Origin of the sequence: Nesterenkonia sp. HG001, assembly GCF_034438835.1 — a bacterium.
Classification (GTDB): Bacteria; Actinomycetota; Actinomycetes; order Actinomycetales; family Micrococcaceae; genus Nesterenkonia; species Nesterenkonia xinjiangensis.
The window spans coordinates 303742-330677 of sequence record NZ_JAOSZD010000005.1 but is presented as its reverse complement, the minus strand read 5'-3'; the positions used below and the strand labels follow the sequence as shown (position 1 = coordinate 330677).

Sequence of the window (26936 nt, the reverse complement as noted above, 5' to 3'; positions counted from 1 at the left end):
GCTGATGAGTGTTGCGAGGAGAGACTGAACCATGCCCATCCGTCATGTCCTCCTCGCGCTCACCGTCGCTCTGCTCTGGGGCTTGAACTTCCTCGCCATCCATCTCTCGCTCCAGCAGTTCCCACCGCTCTTCCTGGTCGCACTGCGCTTTGCCGTCCTGGCCGTGCCGACCCTCGTGCTCGTGCCGCGCCCTGACGTGCCGCTGCGCTGGCTCATCGGCTACGGGCTGGGCTTCGGCACCCTGCAGTTCTTCGGGCTGTATCTGGGCATGGCGGCGGGCTTCCCTGCAGGACTCGCCTCATTGGTGCTGCAGTCGTCGGCGCCCTTCACCGTGCTGCTCGGCGCGCTGCTGCTCCACGAGCGGCTCGGACCCCGCCGGGCCGTCGGCGTCTCCGTGGCGGTGGCCGGGCTGCTCGTCGTGGGGCTGGCCCGCGGGGGCCTCGACGGCTGGGCACCCTTCCTGCTGGTGGTGCTGGGCGGCTTCGGCTGGGCGCTGGGGAACATCGCCTCGCGACAGGCCCGGTCCGAGAAGCCCATGCACCTGGTGCTGTGGATGACCGTGATCCCGCCGCTTCCGATGCTCGCCCTCTCGCTCACCGTCGAGGGACCGGAGCAGATCGCCCATTCCCTGACCACCGCCTTCACCGCGGCCGCCGTCCCGGCCTGGCTCGGCCTGCTCTACACCATCATTGCCGGAACCGTCATCGGCTCCGCGGTGTGGGTCTGGCTGATGGCCCGTCACCCGGCCAGCACCGTCGCGCCCTTCTCCCTGCTCGTGCCGGTGGTCGGGATCCTCACCGCGTGGGCGGCGCTCGGGGAGGTGCCGCTGCAGGGGGAGATCCTGGGTGGTGTCCTGGTCATCGGCGGGGTGCTCTGGGCCAACAGCCGGGTCCGACGCCGGCCACCTGCGCAACCTGTGCCTGACCCCGGGCTCGACCCGGTGCCTGACCCTGTCGGCGAGATCTCCACCGCCTCCGCGCTCGTCTCACATTCCAGAACGGCGGCGAGGTGCCTCCCCGCGCCCTCCGAGCCCGGTATACGATCTGCCTATGGCACAGAGCACCAGTGAGGACACCCCGTTCACCCCTCCGCAGCCGGTCACCGGCCCGTCGACCGCCGAGAAGCCCCGCAGCTGGCAGGTCACCGACGGCTACACCCGCGCTCCCGCCCGCGGCATGCTCCGCGCCGTGGGCATGGGGGATGAGGACTTCTCCAAGGCGCAGATCGGCATCGCGAGCTCCTGGAACGAGATCACCCCCTGCAACCTCTCGCTGGACCGCCTGGCCCGTGCCTCGAAGGAGGGAGTCCACGCCGGAGGCGCCTATCCGCTGGAGTTCGGCACGATCTCCGTATCCGACGGGATCTCGATGGGCCACGAGGGAATGCACTACTCGCTGGTCTCCCGCGAGGTCATCGCCGACTCGGTGGAGACCGTCATGCAGGCCGAGCGGCTCGACGGCTCCATCCTGCTGGCCGGCTGTGACAAGTCCCTGCCCGGCATGCTCATGGCCGCGGCCCGTCTCGACCTCTCCTCGGTGTTCCTCTATGCCGGATCGATCATGCCCGGCATCGCCCGCTTCGCCGACGGCACAGAGAAGGAGGTCACCCTGATCGACGCCTTTGAGGGCGTCGGTGCCTGTGCGCGCGGCGCCATCAGCGAGGCCGACCTCGACGTCATCGAGCGCGCCATCTGTCCCGGCGAGGGGGCCTGCGGCGGCATGTACACCGCCAACACCATGGCCGCCATCGGTGAAGCGCTGGGCATGTCCCTGCCGGGCTCCGCGGCTCCGCCCTCGGCGGACCGTCGTCGAGACACCTTCGCCCATCGTTCGGGCGAGGCTGTGGTGAACCTTCTCCGCCAGGGGATCACCACCCGCGACATCCTCACCAAGCCTGCCTTCGAGAACGCCATCGCTGTGACCATGGCTTTCGGCGGCTCCACCAATGCGGTGCTGCACCTGCTGGCCATCGCTCGGGAGGCCGGCGTCGGCCTCACCCTGGACGACTTCAACCGCATCGGTGACAAGGTCCCGCACCTGGGAGACCTGAAGCCCTTCGGCCAGTACGTGATGGCCGACGTCGACCGGGTCGGCGGCGTCCCGGTGGTCATGCGCGCCCTGCTCGACGCGGGGCTGCTCCACGGCGACTGCCTCACGGTCACGGGCCGGACGGTCGCGGAGAACCTCGCGGCCATCAATCCGCCGGACATCGACGGCAAGATCATCCGCTCGTTGGACGACCCCATGCATCACAACGGGGGCATCGCCGTGCTGCGCGGATCCCTGGCGCCGGAGGGCGCGGTCGTGAAGTCGGCCGGCTTCGACGCCGAGGTCTTCGAGGGCACCGCCCGCGTCTTCGAGCGTGAGCAGGCTGCGCTGAAGGCCCTGGAGGAGGGGCAGATCCAGGCCGGCGACGTCGTCGTCATCCGCTATGAGGGGCCCAAGGGTGGCCCCGGCATGCGCGAGATGCTGGCGATCACCGGCGCCATCAAGGGCGCCGGGCTCGGCAAGGACGTCCTGCTCATCACGGACGGCCGCTTCTCCGGAGGCACCACGGGATTGTGCATCGGCCATATCGCCCCTGAAGCGGTCGACGGCGGTCCGATCGCCTTCATCGCCGACGGCGACACCATCCGTGTGGACATCGCCGGACGTTCCATCGAGCTGGTGGTCGCCGAGGACGAGCTGGCCCGCAGACAGCAGGAATGGACTCCGCTGGAGCCGTATGTGACCACCGGTGTGCTCGGCAAGTACGCCAAGCTGGTGGGTTCGGCGGCCGAAGGGGCCTACTGCGGCTGAGCTCTGCCCCTGTCAGCCGAGCAGCGGCCCCAGCGCCTCAAGCTCCTCGGCGGTGAGCCGATCCTTGTAGAAGCGGTAGATGTTCTCCGTGGCGATCTTCCGTGCGCCGGTCGGGTCCTGGGCCTGGATGCGCTCGGTCAGTGCGGCCGCGTCCTGAGCAGAGCGGCGCAGCCGCGAGCTCAGCGCCGTGCTGTCGGTCTCGCCCCCGAGTCGCTGCCGGGCGATGGTCGTCAGCGCTCCGTCGACGGCCTGCCCGGTCGCCTGCAGCAGCTGGTTGCCGGAGGCGGCGCGGATGGCCGTGTGGAAGCCGGAGAGCAGCACGCCGAACTGCTCCGGGTGATCTGCGGGCGCCTCCGGCTCCGCGGTGGATGCCCGGTCGGCCAGACGCGCGAGGCCAGCGGCCCGGGAGGAGATCTCCTCCTTGGCCTGGGCGTCGTCCGAGGCAGCGGCGAGCAGCGCCGACTGGCCCTCCAGCAGCAGCCGGAACTGGATCAGCTCCGCTCGGGTCGTGCCCTGCTGGTGCGTCATGCGCAGCAGCGGGCGCTCCAGGGCCTGAGGAGTGAACGGCAGCACCTCGGGGCCCCGCGGGTCGCCCGCTCGGGTGTTGACGACCCCGGTGGCGTGCAGCACCCGCATCGCCTCACGCACCGTGGGCCGTGAGACCGAGAAGGTCTCCATCAGTCTCCGCTCGCCGGGGAGCCGATCGCCGGGGTGCAGCCTCCCCTCGCGGATCCCAGCCTCGATCTGCTCCACGATCATCTCGTAGGAGGGCACCTTCTTCACCGGTTCGAAGCGCATCTAACGCACCTTGTCTCTGAGTCGGGGGATGGCGGACACCAGCTCTTTCGTATAGGGGTGCTGAGGAGATTCCAGCACGTCCGCTGAGGGGCCGCACTCCACGATGTTGCCGGCCTTCATGACCGCCACGACATCACAGCTGTGACGGACCACATTGAGGTCATGCGAGACGAAGACCAGGGTGAGCCGGTACTCCTCGACGAGGTCGTCCAGCAGATTGAGGACCTGAGCACGCACGGAGACGTCCAGCGCAGACACAGCCTCATCGGCGATGAGGATCTCCGGCTTGGTGACCAGAGCCCGGGCGATGGCGATGCGCTGGCGCTGCCCGCCGGAGAACTCGTGCGGGTGCTTCGCGGCCGAGCTGAGTGGCAGCCCGACCTGCTGCAGGAGCTCGTCCACCCGGCGGCTCCGCTCGGTCCGGGACGCTGTTCGCAGCGGTTCGGTGATGATGTCTTCCACTGCCATCCGGGGATCCAGAGATCCCATCGGGTCCTGGAAGACGATCTGCATGGTCTCACGCAGCCAGCGCAGCTGCTTCTCCCGACGGCGGCTGATCACCTGTCCGCTCACCTCCACCTGACCTGAGCTCGGGTCGTCGAGCGCGGTGAGGAGTCGAAGCAGCGTCGACTTGCCGCAGCCGGACTCCCCGACGATTCCGAACCGCTGCCCTGCGGCCACGTCGAAGGAGACTCCCCGCAGCGCCCGCACGGTGCGACCGCGGCCGAGGAGCCCAGGGCTGCCGTACGTGCGGGTCAGGTCACGGACCCTGAGCGCCGGGTCCTCCACCTTGTTGAAGACGGGGGAGGAGCCCTCCTCGGTCAAGGTCTCATGCTGGACGGACCCGGCTCCGGCCGGGGGCACGGGCGTCCCTACGCGATCCGGGCGTTCCGGGGGTGGTCCGTCCACGGTCACCAGTCGCCTGGTGGCCGGGTGCGTCTCGAGGGCGGAGGCGGCCATCAGCGCGCGGGTGTAGGGATGCTCCGGTGCGGTGAACACCCTGTCGAGGGGCCCGCTCTCCACGATCTGTCCGTGGCGCATGATGATCACCCGGTCGCACACCTCCGAGACCACGCCCAGATCGTGGGTGACGAACAGCAGCGAGGAGCCTGCGCTCCTCACCTGTTCGGTCATGAGGTTCAGTGCCTGCTTCTGGACGGTGACGTCCAGGGCGGTGGTCGGCTCGTCGGCCAGCAGGAGGTCCGGCTCATTGGCCATGGCCATCGCCAGCATCACGCGCTGCCGCTGGCCCCCGGACATCTGGTGCGGGTAGACGGTGGCGGCACGGGCGGGCTCGGGGATGCGCACCGAGGAGAGCAGCTCGAGCATGCGCTGTCTGCGGTTCGTGGTCCTCGGCTGGTGGATCCGCAGGCTCTCGGTCAGCTGATCTCCCACCTTCATCAGAGGGTTCAGCGCCGTCATGGGCTCCTGGAAGACCATGGAGATCCGGTTTCCACGGATCGTGGCCATCTGCTTCTCCTGCGCCGTCAGCAGGTCGACCGGCTGAGGGCCGCCGTGAAGCGTGACGCGACCGTCGGCGTGCAGGCCTGGACCGAGCAGGCCGATCACCGAGAGGCAGGTCAGGGACTTGCCTGACCCCGACTCGCCGATGAGGCCCACGCGCTCCCCACGGGACATGCTGAAGCTGATGGTGCGGACCAGCCGGTCCGCGCCCGCGCGGACGGAGAGGCCTTCCACGCTGAGCAGGGGTTCTGCACGGCCGACGCTCAACGCGCCACCTCCATTCGCGGGTCGAACCGGTCCCTGAGCCCGTCGCCGAGCAGATTGAAACCCAGCACGGCGACGGCGACGGCCAGTCCTGGCCACAGCACGGTCAGGGGCGCGACATGCAGGACGGCCTGGCCGTCCTGCAGCATGCGGCCCCAGGAAGCTGTGGGTGGGGGAGTGCCCAGGCCGAGGAAGCTCAACGCCGCCTCCGCGAGGATGGCGATGGCGAATCCCACGGTGGCCTGGACGATGAGGATGCCGCGGATGTTCGGGAGCACATGGCGCACCGCCAGATAGAGCGCTCCCCGCCCGGCGGCGCGGGCGGCCAGGGCGAACTCGCGGCTGAGGACCTGCAGGGTGCCCGAGCGGACGACTCTGGCCACACCCGGTGCGAGCCCGAGTCCCAGAGCGATGATGGCGGTCAGCGTGCTGGGGCCGAAGACCGCGGCGAGGATGATGGCCAGCAGCAGCGCAGGGAAGGCCTGGAGGATGTCATTGCCGCGCATCAGCCACATACCTGCGCCACGGTCGGTCATCGCCGCGATGATGCCGAAGGGCACACCGAGAGCGAACCCCACCGTCACCGTGCCGAGCCCGACCAGCAGCGGCACCCGTGAGCCGGCCAGCAGCATCGACGCGATGTCGCGGCCCAGTCCGTCCGAGCCCAGCCAATGGTCGGCGCTGGGACCGGCCAGACGATCGACCGCGTGGGTCGCTGTGGGGTCCTGGGGGGTCCAGAAGAGGGAGACCAGCGCCATCAGCAGCACGGCAGAGACCAGTACGCTGCCGGCGAGGATCATCGGGCCGCCGCCGCGGCGGCGACGGCGCAGGGCCGGCACCTCCTCAGTCTGCGGCGCGGCGCGGTTCTCCGGGCGGCTCTTCCTCGTGCTCATCTCGTGCTCCTGAGGCGGGGGTCGATGACGGGACGCACCAGGTCCACCAGCAGGTTGACCACGAGCACCAGGATCACCACACACATCACGATCGACTGGATCATGATGAGGTCGCGGTTGGCCACCGCCCGGATCAGGGTGGACCCGAGCCCGGGGATGACGAACACCGTCTCGATGACCACGGCCCCGATGATGAGGTTGGCGAACTCGATGCTGGTCACCGTGACCACAGGCACCAGGGCGTTGCGGAGTCCGTGACGGATCAGGGTGCTGCCCGGGGTGAGGCCCTTGGCCCGGGCGGTGCGCATGAAGTCCTCCCGCATCACCTCCAGCACCGCAGCACGGGTGTAGCGTGCCAGGATGGCTCCGTTGACCAGGCCGAGCGCGAGTGCCGGGAGGGCCAGATGTCGGAGGAAGTCCACGCCCGCCGCCGGCGGTGACCACCCTCCCGAGGGCAGCCACCCCAGGGCCACCGCGAAGACCGCGATGAGGAGCAGGCCGGCCAGGAAGTTGGGCACGGAGATTCCCAGCTGGCTCAGGCCGGAGAAGAGCGCACCGTCGGGGCGGTGGTGACGCACGGCGGAGAGGATGCCCAGGGGCAGCGCGATGAGGACTGCCACGCAGATGCCGCCCAGCACCAGCAGCAGCGACACCTGGAGCGCATCGAGGACCTGGGGGGCCACCGGCGTGCGGGACGCGTAGGACAGCCCCATGTCGCCGCTGAAGAAGCCGGTGACCCATTCCAGGTAGCGGACCGGCAACGGCCTGTCCGCGCCCAGCTGCTCGCGCAGCGCCTGCACCTGCTCCTCGCTCGCCTGAAGGCCCAGCTGCGCCCTCGCCGGGTCACCGGGCAGCACCCCCAGCAGGAAGAAGACCACCACTGAGGCGACCATCACCGTCAGGACGAAGACGCCCAGCCGACGGATCACGTGCAGCAGCATGGTTCTCCTCCACCCGCTCGGATCACTCGGCGACGGTGACGTCGGACAGGTCGATGCCCACGCCCAGGTCATTCTCGGGCAGGCCGGAGATGCCCTCGGTGGAGAGGACCACGTTCGGCGCGTTGTACAGCCACACCCCGGGGGTGTCCGCGACGATCTGCTCGGTGAGCTCCTGCATCGTTGCCACGTACTCGTCGTCCTCGGTGGCGGAGGCGGCCTCGGCGAAGAGGTCCTGGGCCTCCGGAGAGTCGTAGCCCCAGTAGTAGTCGGCGTGGGCGTAGTTGGCCATGTTCCGGGGCTCCACGTGGTTCACCAGAGTGAGATCGAAGTTCTGGTCGACCATGTTCTCCTCGACCCATACGGCGGGGAACTCCTGCGTCTGCAGGGTCACCTCGATGCCGACCTCGTTGAGATTGTCCTGGATCACCTGCGCGGAGGCCTCCGCGTAGGCCCTGTTCGGCACGGTGAAGGTCAGCGAGAGGTCCTCGACCCCCGCAGAGTCCAGCTTCTCCCGGGCCAGCTCGGGGTCGTGCTCATAGGTGGTGGAGAAGTCGACGAAGTAGGGATCGGTGGGAACGGTCGGTCCGCCCAGGATCTCCCCGTAGCCGGCAGTGGCGGCCGCGAGGACCGATTCCCTGTCGATGGCGTGCTGGAGGGCCTCACGCACCGCGGGCTGGGCCAGGGCCTCGTGGTCGGGGTTCATCGACATCACCACCACGCCCTGAGTCGAGCCCACCAGGACGTCGACGTCGTCCTCGGCCTCGAGGCTCTCCAGCTGGTCATAGGCCTCGGAGCGAAGGATGGCGTCCACACCGCCGGTGCGGATGGCGTTGGCGGCGGCGGAGGCGTCTTCGTAGTAGACCAGCTCCACCCCTGCGGTCCCGGCCGGTTCGCCCCAGTACTGATCATGGCGCGCGAACTCCATGCGCACCGCGTTCTCGTAGGTCACGAATTCGAAGGGGCCGGTGCCGTTGGCCTCGGTGGCCAGGCTGTCGACGCTGTCGGGGGAGAACATGGTGCCCAGCGGACCGGCCAGCCAGAAGAGCGCGTCGTAGTCCGGCTCGGAGAGCACCACAGTGACCTCGTGATCGTCCACGACCTCCACCGAGTCGATGGCCGACAGGTCCTCGGGGGTGTTGGCGGACCACTCGTCCAGCCGCTCCAGCGAGAACTTCACAATCTCGGCGTCGAACGCTGTGCCGTCGTGGAAGGTGACGCTTTCGCGCAGCTGGAACGTGTACTCCAGGCCGTCGTCGCTGATCTCCCAGGACTCGGCCAGCAAGGGCTGGAGCTCGCCTTGGGAGTCGACGCGCACCAGACCCTCGTAGACGTTGTAGAGCAGCGCTTCGAAGATCGCGGCACCGCCTGTGGTGGTGAAGTCCAGGTTCGCCGGCACTGCGAACATGCCGATGCTCACGCTCGCGTCTGCGACGACGCCGTCGCTGTCGGTGCCTTCGGCCGGAGAGGCGTCATCGGCACCGGCGTCGCAGGCGGTCATCAGCGTCAGGGCGCCGATGGCCAGGACCGCGGTGAGTGCCGTGCTGGATGGGGCTGGTCTCATGATGGTGTCCTTGTCTCTCAGCGTCCGGGGATGACATGGTCGGTGACTCGCCCGCGCGGCCAGGGTCGGGAGGCGTCCTGCGGACGCTCACCCTCGAAGAAGGCCGCCGCGGCCAGCGCGGTGCGATCCTGGTGGCGCTGGGCGGCGATCTGGAGGCCCACAGGGCTCCCCTCCGAGGTGAATCCGGCGTTCACGGAGGCGGCGGGCATGCCCGCGAAGTTGTAGCCCACGCAGAAGTGGATGTGCTCCATGGCCCGATGCACGTCATTGGACGGCATCGGCCACTCCGCGGGGAAGGCCGCGCCGGGGGAGATCGGGGAGAGCACGATGTCGAGGTCGGCCGAGGCGTCCAGCACGGTGCGCCCCAGCTCGATCTGAGCATCATGGGCCTCCAGAGCCTCCTCGGCGCTGATCGTCGAGGCTGCCCGGCACCAGTCGGCGATGAACGGCAGCATCTTCGCCTGCTGCTCTGGCGCGAGCTGCTGGTATCTCCTCCAATGGCTGGCGCGCCAGAACTTGTCGATGAGGTCCACCGTGCCCGGCGTCAGATAAGGGGGCACCTCCACGACCTCCGCTCCCGCAGCGACGAAGGTCTCAGCCGCCCGCCGGATGAGGGCGGCGACCTCCGGATCGACCGGGGCGCCGTCACCGATGTCCAGCATCAGGCCCACGCGCAGCCCGAACGGGTCCAGCTCAAGGTCGAGCCAGTCTGTGCCGTCCTCACGCAGCGACGAGGGATCGGCCGGATGCGGCCCGGCGAGCACGCTCATCGCGCGGGCCAGGTCGGCCGCGCTGCGCCCCATCGGGCCGATCGTGCGTCCTGGGTAGGGCGGGTCCACGGCGATTCTGCCGTAGGTGGGTTTCAGCCCGGCGACCCCGCACCAGGACGAGGGCAGACGGATGGACCCGCCGATGTCCGAGCCGAGATTGATCGGGGCATAGCCTGCGGCAGAGGCGGCCCCGGCTCCTCCGGAGGAGCCGCCTGGGCTCCACTCCAGGTTCCAAGGATTGCGGGTGATCGGGTGGGCGGACGAGATGCCGGAGGAGAGCATGCCGAGCTCAGACATGGTGGTCCGTCCCAGCACGCAGGCTCCGCCGCGCAGCGCCCTGTCCAGCACGGGGGCGTTCTGCCCGGCCGGCACCGGGAGGGTGGATGCCGAGCCCAGGATGGTCGGCCGGCCCGCCACCTGTTGGTTCTCCTTCAGGGTGAGGGGGATCCCGTCCAGAGGGCCCAGGGGCCTGGACTGCTTCCAGCGCCGGGCCGAGGCCTCGGCTGCGGCGAGAGCCGCCTCGTCATACCGGTCGTACATCGCTCGCAGGGAGGGTTCGAGGGCATCCATCCGGTGGAGGCAGGAGTCGACGACGTCGACCGGGCTCAGCTCGCCCGAGGCATAGCCCGAGGCCATCTGCCCCGCGTCGAGATCCGGGAGATGAGGTGCGGACAGCGATTCCATGGAGTGACCCCCGCAGTGTCGAGATTCAGTGTGCAATGCATCACGTGGACAGGTATGTTACTGGCCTGGCCAGTAGGAGGCCAGGGTGGGGAGTCCTCACGGGGGAGTCGGCGGGGTGAATCGGCCGTCGATCGCAGTCCACCCCCCGTCGACGCGAAGGCTGGTGCCGGTGACGTAGCCGGCGGCGTCCGAGGCGAGGAAGACCACCGCCCCGGCGAGCTCGGAGGGCACGGACCAGCGGCCCAGCGCGCTCTTGGAGGCGTAGGCCTGGTACCACTGGGGGTCGGACTTGATCTGGTGCGTCAGGGACGTCTCCACCACTCCGGGGGCGATGGCATTGACTCTCACCCCCGCCTCGCCGAATTCGGCGGCGGCGGTCTTCACCAGCTGCACGGCTCCCGCCTTGGTCGCGGCGTAGACCGACTGGCCCGGCTCCACCACCTCCTCGCGGATGGAGGAGAAGACGATGATGCTGCCGCTTCTGCGTGCCACCATCGGCGCCCCGAACTGTTGGATGACCATGAACGTGCCCTTGAGATTGAGCGACACCACGCGGTCGAACTCCTCCGGGGAGTAGTCCAGGATCCTCTTCCGGACGTTCATGGCGGCGGTGAGCACCACCGCGTCCAGCGGGCCCAGGTCCTGGGCCGCCCGGCGGACGGCCGCGGCGTCGGTGACGTCCAGCTGCAGCGGGTCGCCCGCCACCTCGTCGGCGGCGGACTGTGCCGTGCCGAGGTCCTGGTCTGCGCAGGTGACGTGGGCCCCGTGGTCCTTCAGGGCCTTGGCCGCCTCGAGGCCGATTCCCCCGGCGCCGATGACCAGCGCCCGGCGTCCGTCCAGGCGGAACAGGTCCGTGTACGTGTGCGTCGTGCTCATCATGCTCCTTCGATGCCTAGTCCGGCCGGATGATGGCCATCCGGGTGACGGTGAGTTCCTCGATGGCGAATCTGGGCCCCTCGCGTCCTATGCCGGAGTCCTTCACCCCGCCGTAGGGCATGATGTCCGAGCGGAAGCCCGGCACCTCGTTGACGACGACGCCACCGACCTCGAGCTCGTCGATGGCCCGGAATGCGTTGGTCAGCGACCGGGTGAAGATGCTGGCGTGGAGGCCATAGCGGGAACGGTTCACCATCTCGAGGGCCGCGTCGAGGTCAGGCACCGACCGGACCCCGATCACCGGCGCAAAGATCTCCTCACCCCATGCCTGCGCCGACTCCGGCACGTCCAGCAGCACGGTGGGTTCCACGGCCCCGGCGGTGGCGCGGCCCCCGTGCAGGATCTGGGCGCCGAGGCGTTCTGCCTCGGCCACCCAGCGCAGAGTGCGTTCGGTGGCCGCGGCATCGATGAGCGGCGCGACATCGGTGGCGGGGTCCCGCGGGTCCCCGACCCGCAGCGCCTCGACCCGGGGGGTGAGCTCGGCCAGAAACGCCTCCCGGACGGCCTCGCAGACCACCACCCGCTGCACCGCGATGCACGCCTGCCCGTTGAAGTAGTACCCACCGCGAACCACGGCCTCCGCGGCCCTGGCGGGATCTGCCTCGGCGTCGACGATCAGCGCCGCATTCGAGCCCAGCTCCAGGAGGGTCTTCCGCGGGGCCGCGTCCCGGGCGATCTGGTGGCCGACGGCGTCTGAGCCGGTGAACGAGACTGCTGCCACCCGGGGGTCGGTGACCAGATGGCGGCCCACCTCGGCGTCTCCGGTGACCACCTGGATGATCTCCGGAGGCGCGCCGTGTGCGGTCGCCGCCTCTCGGACCAGGGCCGCCAGCCACAACGTCGTCAGGGGAGTGGCCGGGGCGGGTTTGCAGATCACCGGGCAGCCCGCAGCGAGAGAGGGTGCGATCTTGTGGCTGGCCAGCAGCAGGGGTGCGTTGAAGCCGGTGATGCCGACCACCAAGCCGATCGGCCGCCGGGTCCAGAACCCATACATCCCGGCGCCGGAACTCTGCAGGTCGAGCGGCACGGTCTCGCCATGGATATGAGCGATCTCCTCAGCGGCGGCCGACCACGTGACCAGGGTGCGCGAGACCTCCATCTCGCAGTCCCTGCGCACCTTGCCGGTCTCTGCCACGAGCAGCGCCACGAGCTCATCGGCGCGACTGCGCAATGCCTCGTGGACGTCCAACAGGATCTCCCTCCGGACCTTGGAGGTGAGCCTGCCGACGGTGCTGGTTGCTGCGGCTCCGGCGCCCAGTGCTCGCTGCGCATGCTCCACCAGTCCGACCGGAGCGTGGGCGACGACTGAGCCGTCGAAGGGGAAGACGACTTCGGAGGTCGGCACACCCTGCACCCATCCAGGACCGAGGGGGAGCCCGTGGGGGATCGACGCCAGGCAGAGATCGGGACGCTGGTCCATGGTGAGGTCCTCCTGGTCAGGGATGACGAGCGGGGCGGGGTACTGGTCAGGCCAGTACTGCGCCCTCTATAGTTTGATCCAGGTCACACTGAGCGGTCAAGGCCCGGAGTTCGCATGAGGAAAGGCCACCGCTCTCAGCCAGGTCAGGATGGAGAGGACAGGACCGCCATGAGGACGTATCGGCTCGCCGTCGTCAAGGGCGACGGCATCGGCCCTGAGGTGACAGAGGCCGCGTTGCGAGGGATGCATGCCGCGGCGCGGCGCTGCGGCTTCAGTCTGGACGCGGCAGACGTCGATCTCGGAGCCGAGCGCTACTTGCGCACCGGAGAGGTGCTGGACGAGGGGACCGTCTCCGCCCTGCGGACCCACGACGCCGTGCTCCTGGGCGCCGTCGGAGACCCCAGGGTGCCCCCGGGCATCCTGGAACGCGGCCTCATCGTCGCGCTGCGGGTCGCCTTCGCCCAGTCGGTCAACATTCGTCCCGTCCGGCTGTACCCGGGAGTGCAGAGCCCCATCCGCGGAGTCACTGACCAGAACTGCGACCTGGTGGTCATCCGTGAGAACACCGAGGGTCTGTACACCGGGGGAGGGGCCCTCGCCCATGCCGGCACTGCCCATGCGGTGGCCGTCCAGAACTCCCTGACCACGGTCGCCGCCACCACGGACACCGTGGAATTCGCCTTCCGGCTCGCGCAGGCGCGACGTCGCCGGGTGACCTTGTGCCACAAGACGAACATCCTGATGCACGCCGGGCAGCTGTGGCAGGAGGTGGTGGACCAGGTGGCCCTGCGCTACCCCGAGGTGGAGCACGACTACGTCCACGCCGACGCGATGTGCCAGCATCTGCCGCTGGATCCGGGCCGCTTCGACGTGGTGGTCACGGACAACCTCTTCGGGGACATCATCAGTGATCTCGGGGCGACGGTGCAGGGCGGCCTCGGCCTGGCCGCCAGCGCCAACTACAACGTGGCAGGCACGGCTCCGAGCATGTACGAACCGGTGCACGGGTCGGCACCGGACATCGCGGGGAAGGGATGGGCTAACCCTGCTGCAGCCGCCCTCTCGGCGGCGCTGTGTCTGGCCGGACTCGGTGAGCGGGAGGCCGCACTGTGTCTGGAGGCGGCCACGGCCTCCGTGCTGGCGGAGCTGCCGTCTCTGGCCGGCCCCGGCATGGGCGGCGACACCGCCGCACTGGGTGACCGCATCGCTGCCCGGGTCATGGACGTCGACCCGGCACAGCACACGGGTGGAGACGGATCCCTGATGAGTGCTCTGAGCCGGATCGCCCGGGAAAGGGCGGCGGCCGTCATCTGAGCCGTCCACACAGTGAGACGAGTTCATGGTCTGTTGACACCCGTCACGCGCCCGGGAAGCATAGAGGCCATGCGTCACCTGCTACGAGTAGCCGTACTCGCCGCCGGGGGAGAAGTGGAGTGATCCACCTTCCTCAGGGTGGTCCGAGCCCTGCTCGTGGCGGGCGGGACGACGGTCGCACCCTGAGCTGACGTACACGCTCAACCCCGGTAGAGAGCCCCAGCAGGGACGCTTTTCTGTCGGGGTTTCTCCTTTCCGGGTTCCCGCATCACCCGCCCAGGGACAGGACAACAGGAAGTCAACGATGAGCACACCAGCTGCGACGAGCCCCGCGGCGCTGGCCGCGAAGAGGCCGCGCCCCAGTCACACGACCTCGGCCGATCGTCGTCTCTACGGACCAGGCCAGCCGGTGGAACCTGTACAGGTCACCGGCTCCCAGTCGATCGTCCGCAGCCTCGAGGCACTCGGCGTGACCGATGTCTTCGGCATCCCCGGCGGCGCCATCCTGCCGACCTATGACCCGCTCATGGACTCCGCCACGGTGAACCACATCCTCGTCCGTCACGAGCAGGGTGCGGGCCATGCGGCTCAGGGCTACGCGATGGTCACCGGAGAGGTCGGCGTCTGCTTCGCCACCTCCGGACCCGGCGCCACCAACCTCGTCACGCCGCTGGCGGACGCGCACATGGACTCCGTGCCCATGGTCGCGATCACCGGTCAGGTGAACGCGCAGGTGATCGGAACCGATGCCTTCCAGGAGGCCGACATCGTCGGGATCGCCACCCCGATCACCAAGCATTCCTTCCTGGTCACCGACGCCGACACCATCCCGCAGGTCATGGCCGAGGCGTTCCACCTGGCCTCCTCCGGACGGCCCGGACCGGTGCTGGTGGACATCACGAAATCTGCCCAGACCGCGCAGACGACCTTCGCCTGGCCGCCGAAGATCGGCCTCAACGGGTACCGGCCGGTGACCCGCGGACATGCCAAGCAGGTCCGTGAGGCGGCCAAGCTCATCCGCGAGGCGAGCCGCCCGGTGTTCTATATCGGCGGCGGCGTGATCAAGGCCGACGCCTCCGCGGAGTTCGCGGCCCTGGCGGAGACAGTGGGCGCGCCGGTCGTCAACACGCTGATGGCTCGCGGCGCCTTCCCCGACTCCCACGATCTCAACGTCGGCATGCCTGGCATGCATGGGACGGTCTCCGCCGTCGCCGCCCTGCAGCGCGCCGACCTGCTCATCACACTCGGTGCCCGCTTCGATGACCGCGTCACCGGCCAGCTGGACAGCTTCGCGCCCGATGCCAAGGTCATCCACGCCGACGTGGACCCGGCGGAGATCTCCAAGAACCGGCTCGCCGACGTGCCGATCGTCGGATCGCTGAAGGAGATCATCCCGGAGCTCGACGCCGCGCTCACCGACCTGTTCGAGAAGGAGGGCCGGACGGACATCGAGGGCTGGTGGCGTCAGCTGCGGCGTCTCCGCGAGACCTACCCGCTGGGCTGGACCGAGCCCGAGGACGGCGCGATCGCGCCGCAGAAGGTCATCGAGCGCATCGGCAAGGCCGCCGGCCCGGAGGCGATCTACGTGGCCGGGGTCGGTCAGCATCAGATGTGGGCCGCCCAGTTCATCGACTACGAGCGCCCCCGCCAGTGGCTGAACTCCGGCGGCCTGGGCACCATGGGCTACTCGGTGCCGGCCGCGATGGGCGCCCAGGTGGGCAATCCCGATCGGGTGGTCTGGGCCATCGACGGCGACGGCTGCTTCCAGATGACCAACCAGGAGCTGGCCACGTGCGCCATCAATGACATCCCGATCAAGGTCGCGGTGATCAACAACTCCTCCCTGGGCATGGTCCGTCAGTGGCAGACGCTGTTCTACGAGTCGCGCTACTCCAACACGGACCTCAACACGTCGCTGAACCCCTCCGGCGAGGCCGTCGTGCGCATCCCTGACTTCCTCAAGCTGGCAGAGGCCTACGGCTGTGTGGGCCTGCGCTGCGAGCGGGAGGAGGACATCGACGACGTCATCGCCCAGGCGATGGCGATCAACGACCGTCCCGTGGTGGTCGACTTCGTGGTCAGCAGAGACTCGATGGTGTGGCCGATGGTGCCGGCAGGAGTGTCCAACAGCGACATCCAGGTCGCCCGCAACATGACGCCGGAATGGGACGAGGAGTAGACCATGACCAGCCCTCAGCCGAACCCCGGTGCCCAGCGCCGCACCCTGTCCGTCCTCGTCGAGGACGTGCCCGGTGTCCTGACCCGTGTCTCGGGCCTCTTCGCCCGCCGGGCCTTCAACATCGACTCCCTCGCGGTCGGCCCCTCCGAGATCGCCGGGCTGTCCCGCATCACGGTCGTGGTCGACGCCGACGCCGAGCTTCTCGAGCAGATCACCAAGCAGCTCAACAAGCTCATCAACGTCATCAAGATCATCGAGCTGGCACCGGAGACCTCGGTGCAGCGCGACCACCTGCTGATCAAGGTCAAGGCCGACTCGCCGACCCGGCTGCAGGTGACCCAGGCGGTGGACCTCTTCCGCGCCAAGATCGTGGACGTCTCCGTGGACTCGCTCACCGTCGAGGCCACCGGCGCCCCGGACAAGCTCAACGCCTTGCTGGAGGTGCTCGAGCCCTACGGCGTGCGGGAGATCGTGCGCTCCGGCACGCTGGCCATCAGCCGAGGCTCGAAGTCCATGACCGACCGGGCGCTCCGCTGAGCGGCCCGGGCCCCACCCACGACATCCCTCATCAGAAGAACCCATCACTCAAGGAGATCTCGACGTGACTGACCTCTACTATGACGACGACGCCGACCTGTCTGTCCTCAGCGACAAGAAGGTGGCCGTCATCGGCTACGGCTCGCAGGGCCACGCCCACTCGCTCTCGCTGCGGGACTCGGGTGTGGACGTGCGAGTCGGCCTCAAGGAAGGCTCCAGCTCCAAGGCCAAGGCCGAGGAGCAGGGACTGACCGTCAAGCCGGTGGCCGAGGCCGCTGCCGAGGCCGACGTCATCATGATCCTGGTCCCGGACCAGCACCAGGCCGCGGTCTACTCCTCGGAGATCGAGCCGCACCTCAAGGCCGGCGATGTGCTGCTGTTCTCCCACGGGTTCAACATCCGCTACGGCTTCATCACCCCGCCGAAGGACGTGGACGTCGCCATGGTCGCCCCGAAGGGCCCGGGCCACGTGGTCCGCCGCGAGTACGAGGCGGGTCGTGGTGTGCCGGCGCTGATCGCTGTGGAGCAGAACCCCAGCGGCCGGGCCAAGGAGATCGCCCTGGCCTACGCCAAGGGCATCGGCGGCACCCGTGCCGGGGTCATCGAGACCACCTTCACCGAAGAGACCGAGACCGACCTGTTCGGCGAGCAGGCGGTGCTCTGCGGCGGCGCCTCCCAGCTGGTGCAGTACGGCTTCGAGACCCTCACAGAGGCCGGTTACAAGCCCGAGATCGCCTACTTCGAGGTCCTGCACGAGCTGAAGCTGATCGTCGACCTCATGGTCGAAGGCGGCCTCACCAAGCAGCGCTGGTCGATCTCCGACACCGCCGAGTTCGGCGACTACGTCTCCGGCCCGCGGGTCATCTCCCCGGAGGTCAAGGAGAACATGAAGGCCGTGCTGGCCGACATCCAGGACGGCGGCTTCGCGAAGCGCTTCATGGACGACCAGCGCAACGGCGGCGCCGAGTTCGCCGAGCTGCGGAAGAAGAACGAGGCGCACCCGATCGAGTTCACCGGTCGCGAGCTGCGCAAGCTGTTCTCCTGGATCACCCAGGAGGACGACTACACCGAGGGCACAGCCGCCCGCTGAGCCGCTAGAGTGTGTGGGGCCGGGCCGGTCACCGGCCCGGCCCCACACGTCTGACCGGAGCATGACAGACCACCCATCACCGAGAAGAAGGACACTGTGAGCATCAACCGCCCCGTCGTCGTACTCGCCGAGGAACTCTCTCCCGCCACCGTCGAGGCCCTCGGGCCGGACTTTGAGATCCGTCAGTCCGACGGGACCGATCGCCAGCGTCTCTTCGCCGATCTCTCGGACGCCGATGCGCTCATGGTGCGCTCGGCCACCACTGTCGACGCCGAGGTGCTCAGCCACGCGCCCCGGCTGAAGGTCGTCGCCCGCGCCGGCGTCGGACTGGACAACGTGGACATCAAGGCGGCCACCGCCGCCGGCGTCATGGTGGTCAACGCCCCGACGTCGAACATCATCTCCGCGGCCGAGCTGACCTGTGCTCACATCCTCGGTCTGGCCCGGCACATCGCGCCGGCCACCCGGGCGCTCAAGGACGGGGAGTGGAAGCGTTCCAAGTACTCCGGCGTCGAGCTGCAGGACAAGGTCCTCGGCGTCATCGGACTGGGCCGCATCGGTGGCCTGGTCGCAGAGCGGATGAAGTCCTTCGGCATGGAGCTCATCGCCTACGACCCCTACGTCACCTCGGCGCGCGCCCATCAGATCGGCGCCCAGCTGGTGACCCTCGAGGAGCTGTTCGCCAAGGCGGACGTCATCACCATCCACATGCCGAAGACCCCCGAGACTCTGGGCATGCTCAACCGTGAGGCCTTCGAGAAGATGAAGGACACCGCGTTCGTGGTGAACGTGGCCCGCGGCGGACTGGTCGACGAGGCAGATCTCGAGGCGGCTCTGGCGGAGGGCCTCATCGGGGGCGCCGCCATCGACGTCTTCGCCAGCGAGCCCTCCACCGACCTGCCGTTCTTCGGCCGAGAGAATGTGGTGGTCACCCCGCACCTGGGCGCCTCCACCTCCGAGGCCCAGGAGAAGGCCGGCGTCTCCGTGGCGCGATCAGTGCGCCTGGCCCTGGCCGGCGAACTGGTGCCCGACGCGGTCAACGTGGCCGGGGGCGCCATCGACGAGCTCGTTCGCCCCGGAATCCCGCTCATCGAGAAGCTGGGCCGGGTGCTCAACGCGCTGGCCTCGGATGCCTTCACCGACGTCGAGACCGAAGCCGCCGGCGAGATCGCCGAGCACAACGTCGACGCTCTGCAGCTGGCCGCCCTGAAGGGCCTGTTCACCGATGTCGTCTCCGAGCAGGTCTCCTATGTCAACGCGCCGATCCTGGCCGAGCAGCGCGGCATCGCCACCCGGCTGACCACCACCCCCGACGTCGAGGACTACCGCAACGCGCTCACCGTCCGCGGCGCCACGGCCTCCGGGGTCAACCTGGAGGTCCGCGGCACGCTCACCGGTCCGAAGCAGATCGAGAAGATCGTGGGCGTCAACGGCTACGACCTCGAGATCCCGCTGACCGACCACCTGGTGATCTTCGAGTATGCGGACCGCCCCGGTGTGGTCGGCGCCCTCGGCCGGATCCTCGGCGAGGCCGAGGTGAACATCGCCGGGATGCAGGTCTCCCAGGACACCCGAGAGGAGCGCGCCCTGGCCGTGCTGGCGGTCGACGCGGCCCTGCCTGCCGGTGTGCTGGAGACCATCTCCCAGGAGGTCGGCGCGGCCCTGGCCGCTGAGGTCGACCTCGAAGAACGGAACTGAGAGGAACTGAGGGGCGACCACTGATGTCACGACCCGCCTACTATCTGACGACGGCGATCACCTACCCCAACGGTGAGCCGCACATCGGCCATGCCTACGAGTACATCTCGGCCGACGTGATGGCCCGCTTCAAGCGCCTCGACGGGTACGACGTCCGTTTCCTCACCGGCACCGACGAGCACGGCCAGAAGGTCCAGCAGACCGCTCAGGCTGAGGGGATCACCCCCTACGCTCTGGCCACGCGGAACGCCCAAGCGATCAAGAGGGTGGACGATGAGGTGCTCGGCATCTCCTATGATCGCTTCATCCGCACCACCGACGACGACCACTACGTGGCCTCTCAGGCGATCTGGCGGCGGATGGTCGAGGCCGGGGACATCTACCTCGACAAGTACGCCGGCTGGTACTCGGTGCGTGACGAGCGGTTCTTCGCCGACGACGAGACCGAGGTCCGTGAGGACGGCGAGCGATTCGCGATCGAGACCGGCACGCCGGTGACCTGGACCGAGGAGGAGAGCTACTTCTTCCGGCTCTCCGCCTACCAGGAGAAGCTCCTCGAGCTCTATCGGTCCCACCCGGAGTTCGCCGCGCCGGCCAGTCGCTTCAACGAGGTCATCCGCTTCGTGGAGAGCGGCCTGGAGGACCTCTCCATCTCCCGGACCACCTTCGACTGGGGGGTCCCGGTGCCGAAGGATCTCACGGCCGGGCAGACGGAGCTGGACCATGTGATGTACGTCTGGGTGGACGCGCTGACGAACTACCTCACCGGGGCCGGGTTCCCGGACACCGAGTCCGAGGAGTTCCGGCGGCGCTGGCCCGCCGATCTGCACATCATCGGCAAAGACATCTCCCGGTTCCACTGCATCTTCTGGCCGGCGTTCCTGATGAGCGCCGGCCTGGAGCTGCCGCGCCGGGTGATGATCCACGGATTCCTGCACAATGCGGGGGAGAAGATGTCCAAGTCGGTGGGCAACGTGGTCGCCCCGGCCGCATGGACCGAGGCCTACGGCCTCGACGCCGTACGGTTCTTCCTGCTGCGGGAGTTCCCCTACGGCCAGGACGGCTCCTACACCCATGAGGCCGTCGTCGGACGGAAGAACTCGGACCTGGCCAACAACCTGGGCAACCTGGCGCAGCGTTCGCTGTCGATGATCGCGAAGAACTGCGAAGGCGCTCTGCCGGTCGCGGGTGAGTTCAGCGAGGAGGACCGGGCGATCCTGGACCAGGCCGCCGGGCTGCTGGAGATCTGCCGCGCCGCCTATGGGAAGCAGGACTTCCACCGGGCGCTCGAACGCACCTGGTACGTGCTCGGGGAGGCCAACGCCTATTTCGCCGAGCAGGCGCCCTGGCAGCTGAAGAAGACGGATGTGGAGCGCATGAACACCGTGCTGTGGGTGACCGCCGAGGTCCTCCGCCGGGTCGCTCTGCTCATCCAGCCGGTGATGCCGGGCTCGGCCACCCTGCTGCTGGACGCCCTGAGCGTGGACGCCGGCGGCGACGCCGGTGCCACCAACGCCTCCAACACCGGTCCGCGCAGCTTCGCCGCCTTCGACGAGGAGCTCGTCGCAGGCACTCCGATCGCGAGGCCGCAACCGATCTTTCCGCGGCACGAGGAGCCGGCCGCGGTCTGAACCGGGCCTTCGGGGGTCGCCCGGGGTCTCAGATGCTGAGAGCTCAGGTGCTTCTCTCGCCGCCCGGCGGGAGAAGCACCTAGCCTGAGGGACATGTCTGACATCGTTGCGCAGAACCCCACCGGCACCACGTTCGACATCGCCGTCGTCCCCGGGGACGGCATCGGCCCCGAGGTGATCGCCGAGGCTCGCCGCGTGCTCCAGTCCGTGCTCGACGCGGCCTCAGTGGCGGTGACCTGGACCGAGTACTCGCTGGGTGCCGCGCACTGGGTGGAGACCGGGGAGACGCTCTCGGAGGCGACTCTGGAGCGGCTGCGCGGCCATGATGCCATCCTTTTCGGCGCCGTGGGCGCCGACCCGCAGGACACCCGCATCCCCTCGGGGCTCATCGAGCGGGAGCTGCTGCTGAAGCTGCGGTTCAGCCTCGACCACAGCATCAACCTGCGTCCGGCCCGCACTTACCCGGGCACCGCCACTCCGCTGGCCGGAGACCCGGAGATCGACTTCGTCGTGGTCCGAGAGGGCACCGAAGGGCCCTATGTGGGCAACGGGGGCACGATCCGCCGCGGCACCGCCCATGAGATCGCCACCGAGGTCTCGCTGAACACCGCGCACGGGGTGCGCCGCGTCGTCGCAGACGCCTTCGCCCGTGCCGCACAGCGCCGCGGCCGGCTGACCTTGGTCCACAAGCACAATGTGCTCACGCACGCCGGGGACCTGTGGCGCCGTACCGTGGAGGAGGCCGCCGCCGAGCATCCCGAGGTCGGCTGGGACTACATGCACGTCGACGCCGCCACGATCCACATGGTGCAGGACCCTGCGCGCTTCGACGTCATCGTCACCGACAACCTCTTCGGTGACATCCTCACCGACCTCGCCGCGGCGGTCACCGGCGGCATCGGCCTCGCCGCCTCCGGGTCGATCAACGTCGAAGGCTCGGCGCCGTCGATGTTCGAGCCGGTGCACGGCTCCGCCCCGGACATCGCCGGCCGGCAGATCGCCGACCCGACCGCGGCCGTCCTCTCCGGCGTCCTGATGCTGCAGCACCTCGGACTCGCCGAGCCCGCCGCGCGCCTCGAGCAGGCCGTGCAGGCTCAGCTCGCGGAGTGGGCCCGGGACCCCGAGGCGGCTCGCGGGCTGAGCACCGCCCAGCGCGGCGAGGCCCTCCTGACCCGACTCGGCTGAGAGGTTACCGAGCCGCCGGGCAGCGGTAGAGTGGACCGCACGCAGAGAACGAGCGAAAGGCTGTTCCCATGACGTTCGACGTCACCTCACACCCTGAGCCGACGACGGAGGCCCGTCGCCAGCAGATCCTGGCCGACCCGGGCTTCGGCACGAACTTCACCGACCACACCGCGGTGATCGACTGGACCCAGGGCGCCGGCTGGCACGGGGCCCGCGTGGAGCCCTACGGTCCCATCACCCTGGACCCGGCCGCGGCCGTGCTGCACTACGCGCAGGAGATCTTCGAGGGCATGAAGGCCTACCGTCATGCCGACGGCGGAGTCCACACCTTCCGTCCGCGGGAGAACGCGCGCCGGATGAACCGCTCAGCCCGCCGGATGGCCATGCCGCAGCTCGACGAGGAGCTGTTCGTGCAGTCGCTGGAGGCGCTGGTCGGGATCGACGCCGACTGGGTCCCCAGCGGCGAGGGCGAGGCGCTGTACCTGCGCCCGTTCATGTTCTCCACCGAGGCCTTCCTCGGGGTGCGCCCGGCACGGGAGTTCACCTATCGGGTCATCGCCTCGCCGGCCGGCAACTACTTCGGCGGCGAGCTCAAGCCTGTCCGGATCTGGGTCACCCGGGACTTCACCCGTGCGGCGCCCGGGGGGACCGGCGATGCGAAGACCGGCGGGAACTACGCCGCCTCGCTGGCCGCCCAGGCGCAGGCCACTGAGAAGGGCTGCGACCAGGTGCTGTTCCTGGACCCGCTGCATGACAACGCCATCGAAGAGCTGGGCGGGATGAACGTCTTCCTGGTCACCGCCGACGGTCGGCTGATCACCCCCGAGCTGACCGGCACCATCCTCGAGGGGATCACCCGGGACTCCGTCATCCAGCTCGCCAGGGATCGCGGACTCCAGGTCGAAGAGCGTCGCGTCACCCTCGACGAGTGGGACCGCGGAGTGCAGGACGGCACCGTCACCGAGGTCTTCGCCTGCGGCACCGCCGCGGTCATCACGCCGATCGGCGAGCTGCTCGACGGCGACCGCACGATCGCCTCCACCGGCACCGGCGAGGTCACCCAGTCGATCCGTGCCGAGCTGCTCGGGATCCAGACGGGGACGGTCGCGGATCGCCACGGCTGGATGCACCGTCTCGTCTGAGGCTCGCGCGATAGGGTGGTGGGCATGCGCATCGCACGTTTCGTCACTGACGCAGAGCCCACCTTCGGAGTCGTCACCGGAGAGCCCGGACAGGAGACCATCACCGAGCTGGTCGGAGATCCCTTCTACCAGGGGATCCAGCAGGCACAGACCACCCACGCCCTCGACGACGTGCGGCTGGTCGCTCCGATCATCCCGCGGAGCAAAGCGATCGGCGTGGGTCGCAACTATGCGGACCACGCCAAGGAGATGGGTCATGACCTGCCCGTCTCTCCGCTGCTGTTCCTGATCCCCAACACGGCAGTCTCCGGGCCGCACGAGCCCATTACCCTGCCCTCCTTCTCGGAGGAGGTCAGCTATGAGACCGAGCTGGCCGTGGTCATCGGCCGGATCTGCAAGGACGTGCCTGTGGAGCGGGCCGCCGACGTCATCTTCGGATACACCGTGGGCAATGACGTCACGGCCCGTGACGCGCAGCGGACTGACGGCCAGTGGGCCCGGGCCAAGGGCTTCGACGGCTCGACCCCCCTGGGCCCCTGGATCGAGACCGAGCTGGACCCCGAAGGGCTGCGCATCACCGGTCGCCTCAACGGAGAGACCGTGCAGGACGGCACCACCGGGGACATGGTCTTCGGGGTGCCCGAGCTGGTCTCCTACATCTCCCAGGCCTTCACCCTGCTGCCGGGTGACGTCATCCTCACCGGCACCCCCGCCGGCGTCGGGCAGGTCTCCTCGGGAGACCGCTTCGAGGCCGAGATCGAGGGCATCGGCACCCTGGTCAACCACTTCCGCAGCTGAACACCCACAGGAGTCACCACACCACCATGAGCATCCCCGTCGTCGACGCCTCCACCCCGGTCCGCGTCAGGTTCTGCCCCTCACCGACCGGCACGCCGCATGTCGGCCTGATCCGCACCGCGCTGTTCAACTGGGCCTACGCCCGGCACACCGGGGGGAAGCTGGTGTTCCGCATCGAGGACACCGACGCCGCCCGTGACTCTGAGGAGTCGTACCAGCAGCTCCTGGAGGCGCTGCGCTGGCTGGGGCTGGACTGGGACGAGGGTGTCGAGACCGGCGGCGAGCATGGCCCGTACCGACAGTCCCAGCGTGGCGAGATCTACGCCGACGTGCTGGAGAGGCTGAAGGCCGCCGGGCACGTCTACGAGTCCTTCTCCACTCCCGAGGAGGTCGAGGAGCGGCACCGCGCCGCCGGCCGTGACCCGAAGCTGGGCTATGACAACGCCGACCGGGACCTCACCGGGGAGCAGATCGCCGCCTTCCGTGCCGAGGGCCGGGATCCGGTGCTGCGGCTGCGGATGCCGGCCGAGGACCTCACCTTCACAGACCTGGTGCGGGGGGAGATCACCTTCTCCGCAGGTTCCACCCCGGACTTCGTGGTGGCCCGTGCCAACGGGCAGCCGCTCTACACGCTCGTCAACCCCGTGGACGACGCGCTGATGGAGATCACCCACGTGCTGCGTGGTGAGGATCTGCTGTCCTCGACGCCGCGCCAGATCGCCCTCTATCGGGCGCTGCATGACATCGGAGTGGCCCGGTACATGCCGCTGTTCGGCCACCTGCCCTACGTGATGGGGGAGGGGAGCAAGAAGCTCTCCAAGCGGGATCCGGAGGCGAACCTGTTCCACCATCGGGACCGCGGATTCATCCCGGAGGGCCTGCTCAACTACCTGGCGCTGCTCGGCTGGTCGCTCTCCGCGGACGAGGACATCTTCACCGTGGACCAGTTGGTGGAGCACTTCGACGTCGCCGACGTCCTGGGCAATCCAGCGCGTTTCGACACCAAGAAGGCCGAGTCCATCAACGGCACCCACATCCGCCGCCTGGAGCCCGCGGACTTCCGTGACCGCCTGGTACCCCATCTGCAGGCTCTGGGGCTGGTGGGCGCGGAGCTCACCGCGCAGCAGGGCCGCATCCTCGACGGCGCCGCGCCCCTGGTTCAGGAGCGCATCGCGCTGCTCAGCGAGGGTGCGGACATGATGGGGTTCCTGTTCGTCGCCGACGAGGACCTGGAGATCGAGCCCAAGGCATTCAGCGGTCTCGGGGAGGACGTGCTCGGCACCCTCGACGCGGGCGTCGCGGCGTTGGAGGGCGTGGCGGAGGATTCCTGGCACACCGAGGTCATCGAGGGGGCCCTGCGCGGGGCGCTGATCGACGGCCTCGGCCTGAAGCCCCGGAAGGCCTTCGGGGCAGTGCGCTCAGCGATCTCCGGACGCAGGGTCTCCCCGCCGCTCTTCGAGTCCATGGAGCTGCTCGGCCGGGAGTCCTCGCTGGCGCGCCTGGCACGCTTCCGTGCGGAGGTCGAGGCCCGGTGAGCCCGGCCGGCGTCCTGTTCGACGTCGACGACACGCTCGTCGACCTGGAGGGTGCGATGCGGGCCACCTTCCGTGAGCTGGCCTCCGCACACCTCCTCCGCGAGGGGGTCGTCTGGGAGGACTCCGCCTGGGAGGCCGCGGAGAGCAGCTTCTGCGGCGACGCCGGTCAGCAGTACGCCCGATACCTCGCCGGGGAGCTGAGCTTCCTGGAGCAGCGGATCGCTCGGGTCCGGGACGCCTACCGGGCAGCCGGGGCGCCGGTTCCGGATCCGCAGAGCCTGCTCCACTGGGAGGACGGGTATGAGCAGGCGGTGAGACGGCGCTGGCGGCCCTTCAGCGACGTGCCGGAGGCCCTGGCCCGGCTGCGCTCTGCTGGCGTGGCAGTGGGCGCGGTGACCAACAACGTGGCCGCGTATCAGCGGGCGAAGCTGGGCATCGCAGGGCTGGGCGGATTCGACGTCGTCGTCGGCACCGACACCGTCGGGGAGGTCAAGCCGGCGCCGGCGATCTTCCACGAAGGCGCCCGGCAGCTGGACCTTGCCCCGGCCTCCTGTGCCTATGTGGGAGACAATCCCGTCGTCGACGGCGTGGGCGCGCGCGATGCCGGGCTGGAGTCTGTGCTGGTGGATCGCAAGGGCATCGTGGAGGCCCCCGAGGGGGTGACCAAGGTCGCCACCGTGGAGGCCGCCGTCGATTTTGTGCTCGGGGCACCTGCTCGTGTAGAGTAGTTTCCCGTTGCGGGGCGCGCGGAAAGCCGGGACGAGAGATCCTCCAGGCGGGCCGAATGGCCAGCAACAGCCGATGGGCTATGGTGTAATCGGCAACACAGCGGTTTCTGGTACCGTCGTTCTAGGTTCGAGTCCTAGTAGCCCAGCGCGATCCGATTTGCGGATCGAAAACCCAGTCGATAGGCTGGTGCAGCCCTCGGCGACGAGGGCATCATAATGACATAGGGCCCCATCGTATAGCGGCCTAGTACGCCGCCCTCTCACGGCGGTAACGCGGGTTCGAATCCCGCTGGGGTCACGGTCGATGGTCTCCTGTTCCTTTCGAGGAGCGGAGGCCATCTCTCCGTCAGCTGCCTTGACGGCAGCTGAAAAGTGAATATGGCCCCATCGTATAGCGGCCTAGTACGCCGCCCTCTCACGGCGGTAACGCGGGTTCGAATCCCGCTGGGGTCACCATATTCAGAAATGCCTCGGATCACATGATCCGAGGCATTTCTTCTGTCTGCCGGCACCACCGGCCTTTCTCCCTTCTCCGGCGATCAGGGAATCTATAGGATGCAGGAGGAAGCT

Annotated in this window: 21 protein-coding genes and 3 tRNA genes; 16 read left to right on the top strand and 8 right to left on the bottom strand. The window is 68.9% G+C overall.

Going from position 1 to position 26936, the window contains the following annotated elements:
• Positions 1 to 31: 31 nt before the first annotated feature.
• Both ODE13_RS11030 and ilvD read left to right on the top strand, forming a co-directional pair.
• Positions 32 to 1069, top strand: coding sequence for an EamA family transporter (locus ODE13_RS11030; RefSeq protein ID WP_322479309.1), 1038 nt, complete (start codon positions 32 to 34; stop codon positions 1067 to 1069).
• On the top strand, positions 1050 to 2798 hold the full coding sequence (gene ilvD, locus ODE13_RS11025; RefSeq protein WP_322479308.1) for a dihydroxy-acid dehydratase: 1749 nt from the start codon (positions 1050 to 1052) through the stop codon (positions 2796 to 2798). The genes ODE13_RS11030 and ilvD overlap by 20 nt, the downstream gene beginning before the upstream one ends.
• Before the next feature lie 12 nt (positions 2799 to 2810).
• Here the strand turns inward: ilvD and ODE13_RS11020 are convergent, their stop codons facing one another.
• From ODE13_RS11020 to ODE13_RS10985, 8 genes are all read right to left on the bottom strand, one after another.
• Positions 2811 to 3596, bottom strand: coding sequence for a FadR/GntR family transcriptional regulator (locus ODE13_RS11020; protein WP_322479307.1), 786 nt, complete (start codon positions 3594 to 3596; stop codon positions 2811 to 2813).
• Positions 3597 to 5327: an ABC transporter ATP-binding protein gene (locus ODE13_RS11015; RefSeq protein WP_322479306.1), complete on the bottom strand. Its 1731-nt coding sequence runs from the start codon at positions 5325 to 5327 to the stop codon at positions 3597 to 3599. It abuts the gene before it with no gap.
• Positions 5324 to 6217 carry an ABC transporter permease gene (locus tag ODE13_RS11010; protein WP_322479305.1) on the bottom strand — a complete coding sequence of 298 codons (894 nt, stop codon included), beginning with the start codon at positions 6215 to 6217 and terminating at the stop codon, positions 5324 to 5326. Before ODE13_RS11010 ends, ODE13_RS11015 begins: the two co-directional genes overlap by 4 nt.
• On the bottom strand, positions 6214 to 7158 hold the full coding sequence (locus tag ODE13_RS11005) for an ABC transporter permease (RefSeq protein WP_322479304.1): 945 nt from the start codon (positions 7156 to 7158) through the stop codon (positions 6214 to 6216). Before ODE13_RS11005 ends, ODE13_RS11010 begins: the two co-directional genes overlap by 4 nt.
• Positions 7159 to 7180: 22 nt before the next feature.
• Positions 7181 to 8719 carry an ABC transporter substrate-binding protein gene (locus ODE13_RS11000; protein WP_322479303.1) on the bottom strand — a complete coding sequence of 513 codons (1539 nt, stop codon included), beginning with the start codon at positions 8717 to 8719 and terminating at the stop codon, positions 7181 to 7183.
• Positions 8720 to 8736: 17 nt separating this feature from the next.
• Entirely contained in the window at positions 8737 to 10173 is a 1437-nt protein-coding gene (locus ODE13_RS10995; protein ID WP_322479302.1) for an amidase, read from the bottom strand.
• A gap of 96 nt (positions 10174 to 10269) precedes the next feature.
• Entirely contained in the window at positions 10270 to 11049 is a 780-nt protein-coding gene (locus ODE13_RS10990) for an SDR family NAD(P)-dependent oxidoreductase (RefSeq protein ID WP_322479301.1), read from the bottom strand.
• 16 nt (positions 11050 to 11065) lie between these two features.
• Positions 11066 to 12529 carry an aldehyde dehydrogenase family protein gene (locus tag ODE13_RS10985; protein ID WP_322479300.1) on the bottom strand — a complete coding sequence of 488 codons (1464 nt, stop codon included), beginning with the start codon at positions 12527 to 12529 and terminating at the stop codon, positions 11066 to 11068.
• A 168-nt stretch (positions 12530 to 12697) separates the two neighbouring features.
• Here ODE13_RS10985 and ODE13_RS10980 point away from each other — a divergent pair, with 168 nt between their 5' ends.
• The 14 genes from ODE13_RS10980 (at position 12698) to ODE13_RS10915 (ending at position 26822) form a co-directional block, all read left to right on the top strand.
• On the top strand, positions 12698 to 13843 hold the full coding sequence (locus tag ODE13_RS10980) for a 3-isopropylmalate dehydrogenase (RefSeq protein WP_322479299.1): 1146 nt from the start codon (positions 12698 to 12700) through the stop codon (positions 13841 to 13843).
• A 304-nt stretch (positions 13844 to 14147) separates the two neighbouring features.
• Positions 14148 to 16022 (top strand): acetolactate synthase large subunit, encoded by a 1875-nt coding sequence (locus tag ODE13_RS10975; RefSeq protein WP_322479298.1) that lies wholly within the window; start codon positions 14148 to 14150, stop codon positions 16020 to 16022.
• A 3-nt stretch (positions 16023 to 16025) separates the two neighbouring features.
• Positions 16026 to 16559: an acetolactate synthase small subunit gene (gene ilvN, locus ODE13_RS10970; RefSeq protein ID WP_322479297.1), complete on the top strand. Its 534-nt coding sequence runs from the start codon at positions 16026 to 16028 to the stop codon at positions 16557 to 16559.
• Between the two features lie 64 nt (positions 16560 to 16623).
• The gene (ilvC, locus tag ODE13_RS10965) at positions 16624 to 17649 is read left to right on the top strand and encodes a ketol-acid reductoisomerase (RefSeq protein ID WP_322479296.1); all 1026 of its coding nucleotides are present in this window, start codon (positions 16624 to 16626) and stop codon (positions 17647 to 17649) included.
• 96 nt (positions 17650 to 17745) lie between these two features.
• The gene (serA, locus tag ODE13_RS10960) at positions 17746 to 19347 is read left to right on the top strand and encodes a phosphoglycerate dehydrogenase (RefSeq protein WP_179542546.1); all 1602 of its coding nucleotides are present in this window, start codon (positions 17746 to 17748) and stop codon (positions 19345 to 19347) included.
• 23 nt (positions 19348 to 19370) lie between these two features.
• Positions 19371 to 20978 (top strand): methionine--tRNA ligase, encoded by a 1608-nt coding sequence (gene metG, locus ODE13_RS10955; RefSeq protein WP_322479295.1) that lies wholly within the window; start codon positions 19371 to 19373, stop codon positions 20976 to 20978.
• 93 nt (positions 20979 to 21071) lie between these two features.
• The gene (locus ODE13_RS10950) at positions 21072 to 22163 is read left to right on the top strand and encodes a 3-isopropylmalate dehydrogenase (protein WP_322479294.1); all 1092 of its coding nucleotides are present in this window, start codon (positions 21072 to 21074) and stop codon (positions 22161 to 22163) included.
• A 68-nt stretch (positions 22164 to 22231) separates the two neighbouring features.
• Positions 22232 to 23305 (top strand): branched-chain amino acid aminotransferase, encoded by a 1074-nt coding sequence (locus ODE13_RS10945; protein WP_322479293.1) that lies wholly within the window; start codon positions 22232 to 22234, stop codon positions 23303 to 23305.
• A gap of 24 nt (positions 23306 to 23329) precedes the next feature.
• Positions 23330 to 24103 carry a fumarylacetoacetate hydrolase family protein gene (locus ODE13_RS10940; RefSeq protein WP_322479292.1) on the top strand — a complete coding sequence of 258 codons (774 nt, stop codon included), beginning with the start codon at positions 23330 to 23332 and terminating at the stop codon, positions 24101 to 24103.
• A 26-nt stretch (positions 24104 to 24129) separates the two neighbouring features.
• Positions 24130 to 25638: a glutamate--tRNA ligase gene (gene gltX / locus ODE13_RS10935; RefSeq protein ID WP_322479291.1), complete on the top strand. Its 1509-nt coding sequence runs from the start codon at positions 24130 to 24132 to the stop codon at positions 25636 to 25638.
• Positions 25635 to 26366 (top strand): HAD family hydrolase, encoded by a 732-nt coding sequence (locus ODE13_RS10930; RefSeq protein WP_322479290.1) that lies wholly within the window; start codon positions 25635 to 25637, stop codon positions 26364 to 26366. Before gltX ends, ODE13_RS10930 begins: the two co-directional genes overlap by 4 nt.
• Before the next feature lie 74 nt (positions 26367 to 26440).
• Positions 26441 to 26512: transfer RNA gene (locus ODE13_RS10925), tRNA-Gln, on the top strand.
• A 79-nt stretch (positions 26513 to 26591) separates the two neighbouring features.
• Positions 26592 to 26664, top strand: a tRNA-Glu gene (locus ODE13_RS10920).
• Between the two features lie 82 nt (positions 26665 to 26746).
• Positions 26747 to 26822, top strand: a tRNA-Glu gene (locus ODE13_RS10915).
• The last annotated feature ends 114 nt before the right edge of the window (positions 26823 to 26936 follow it).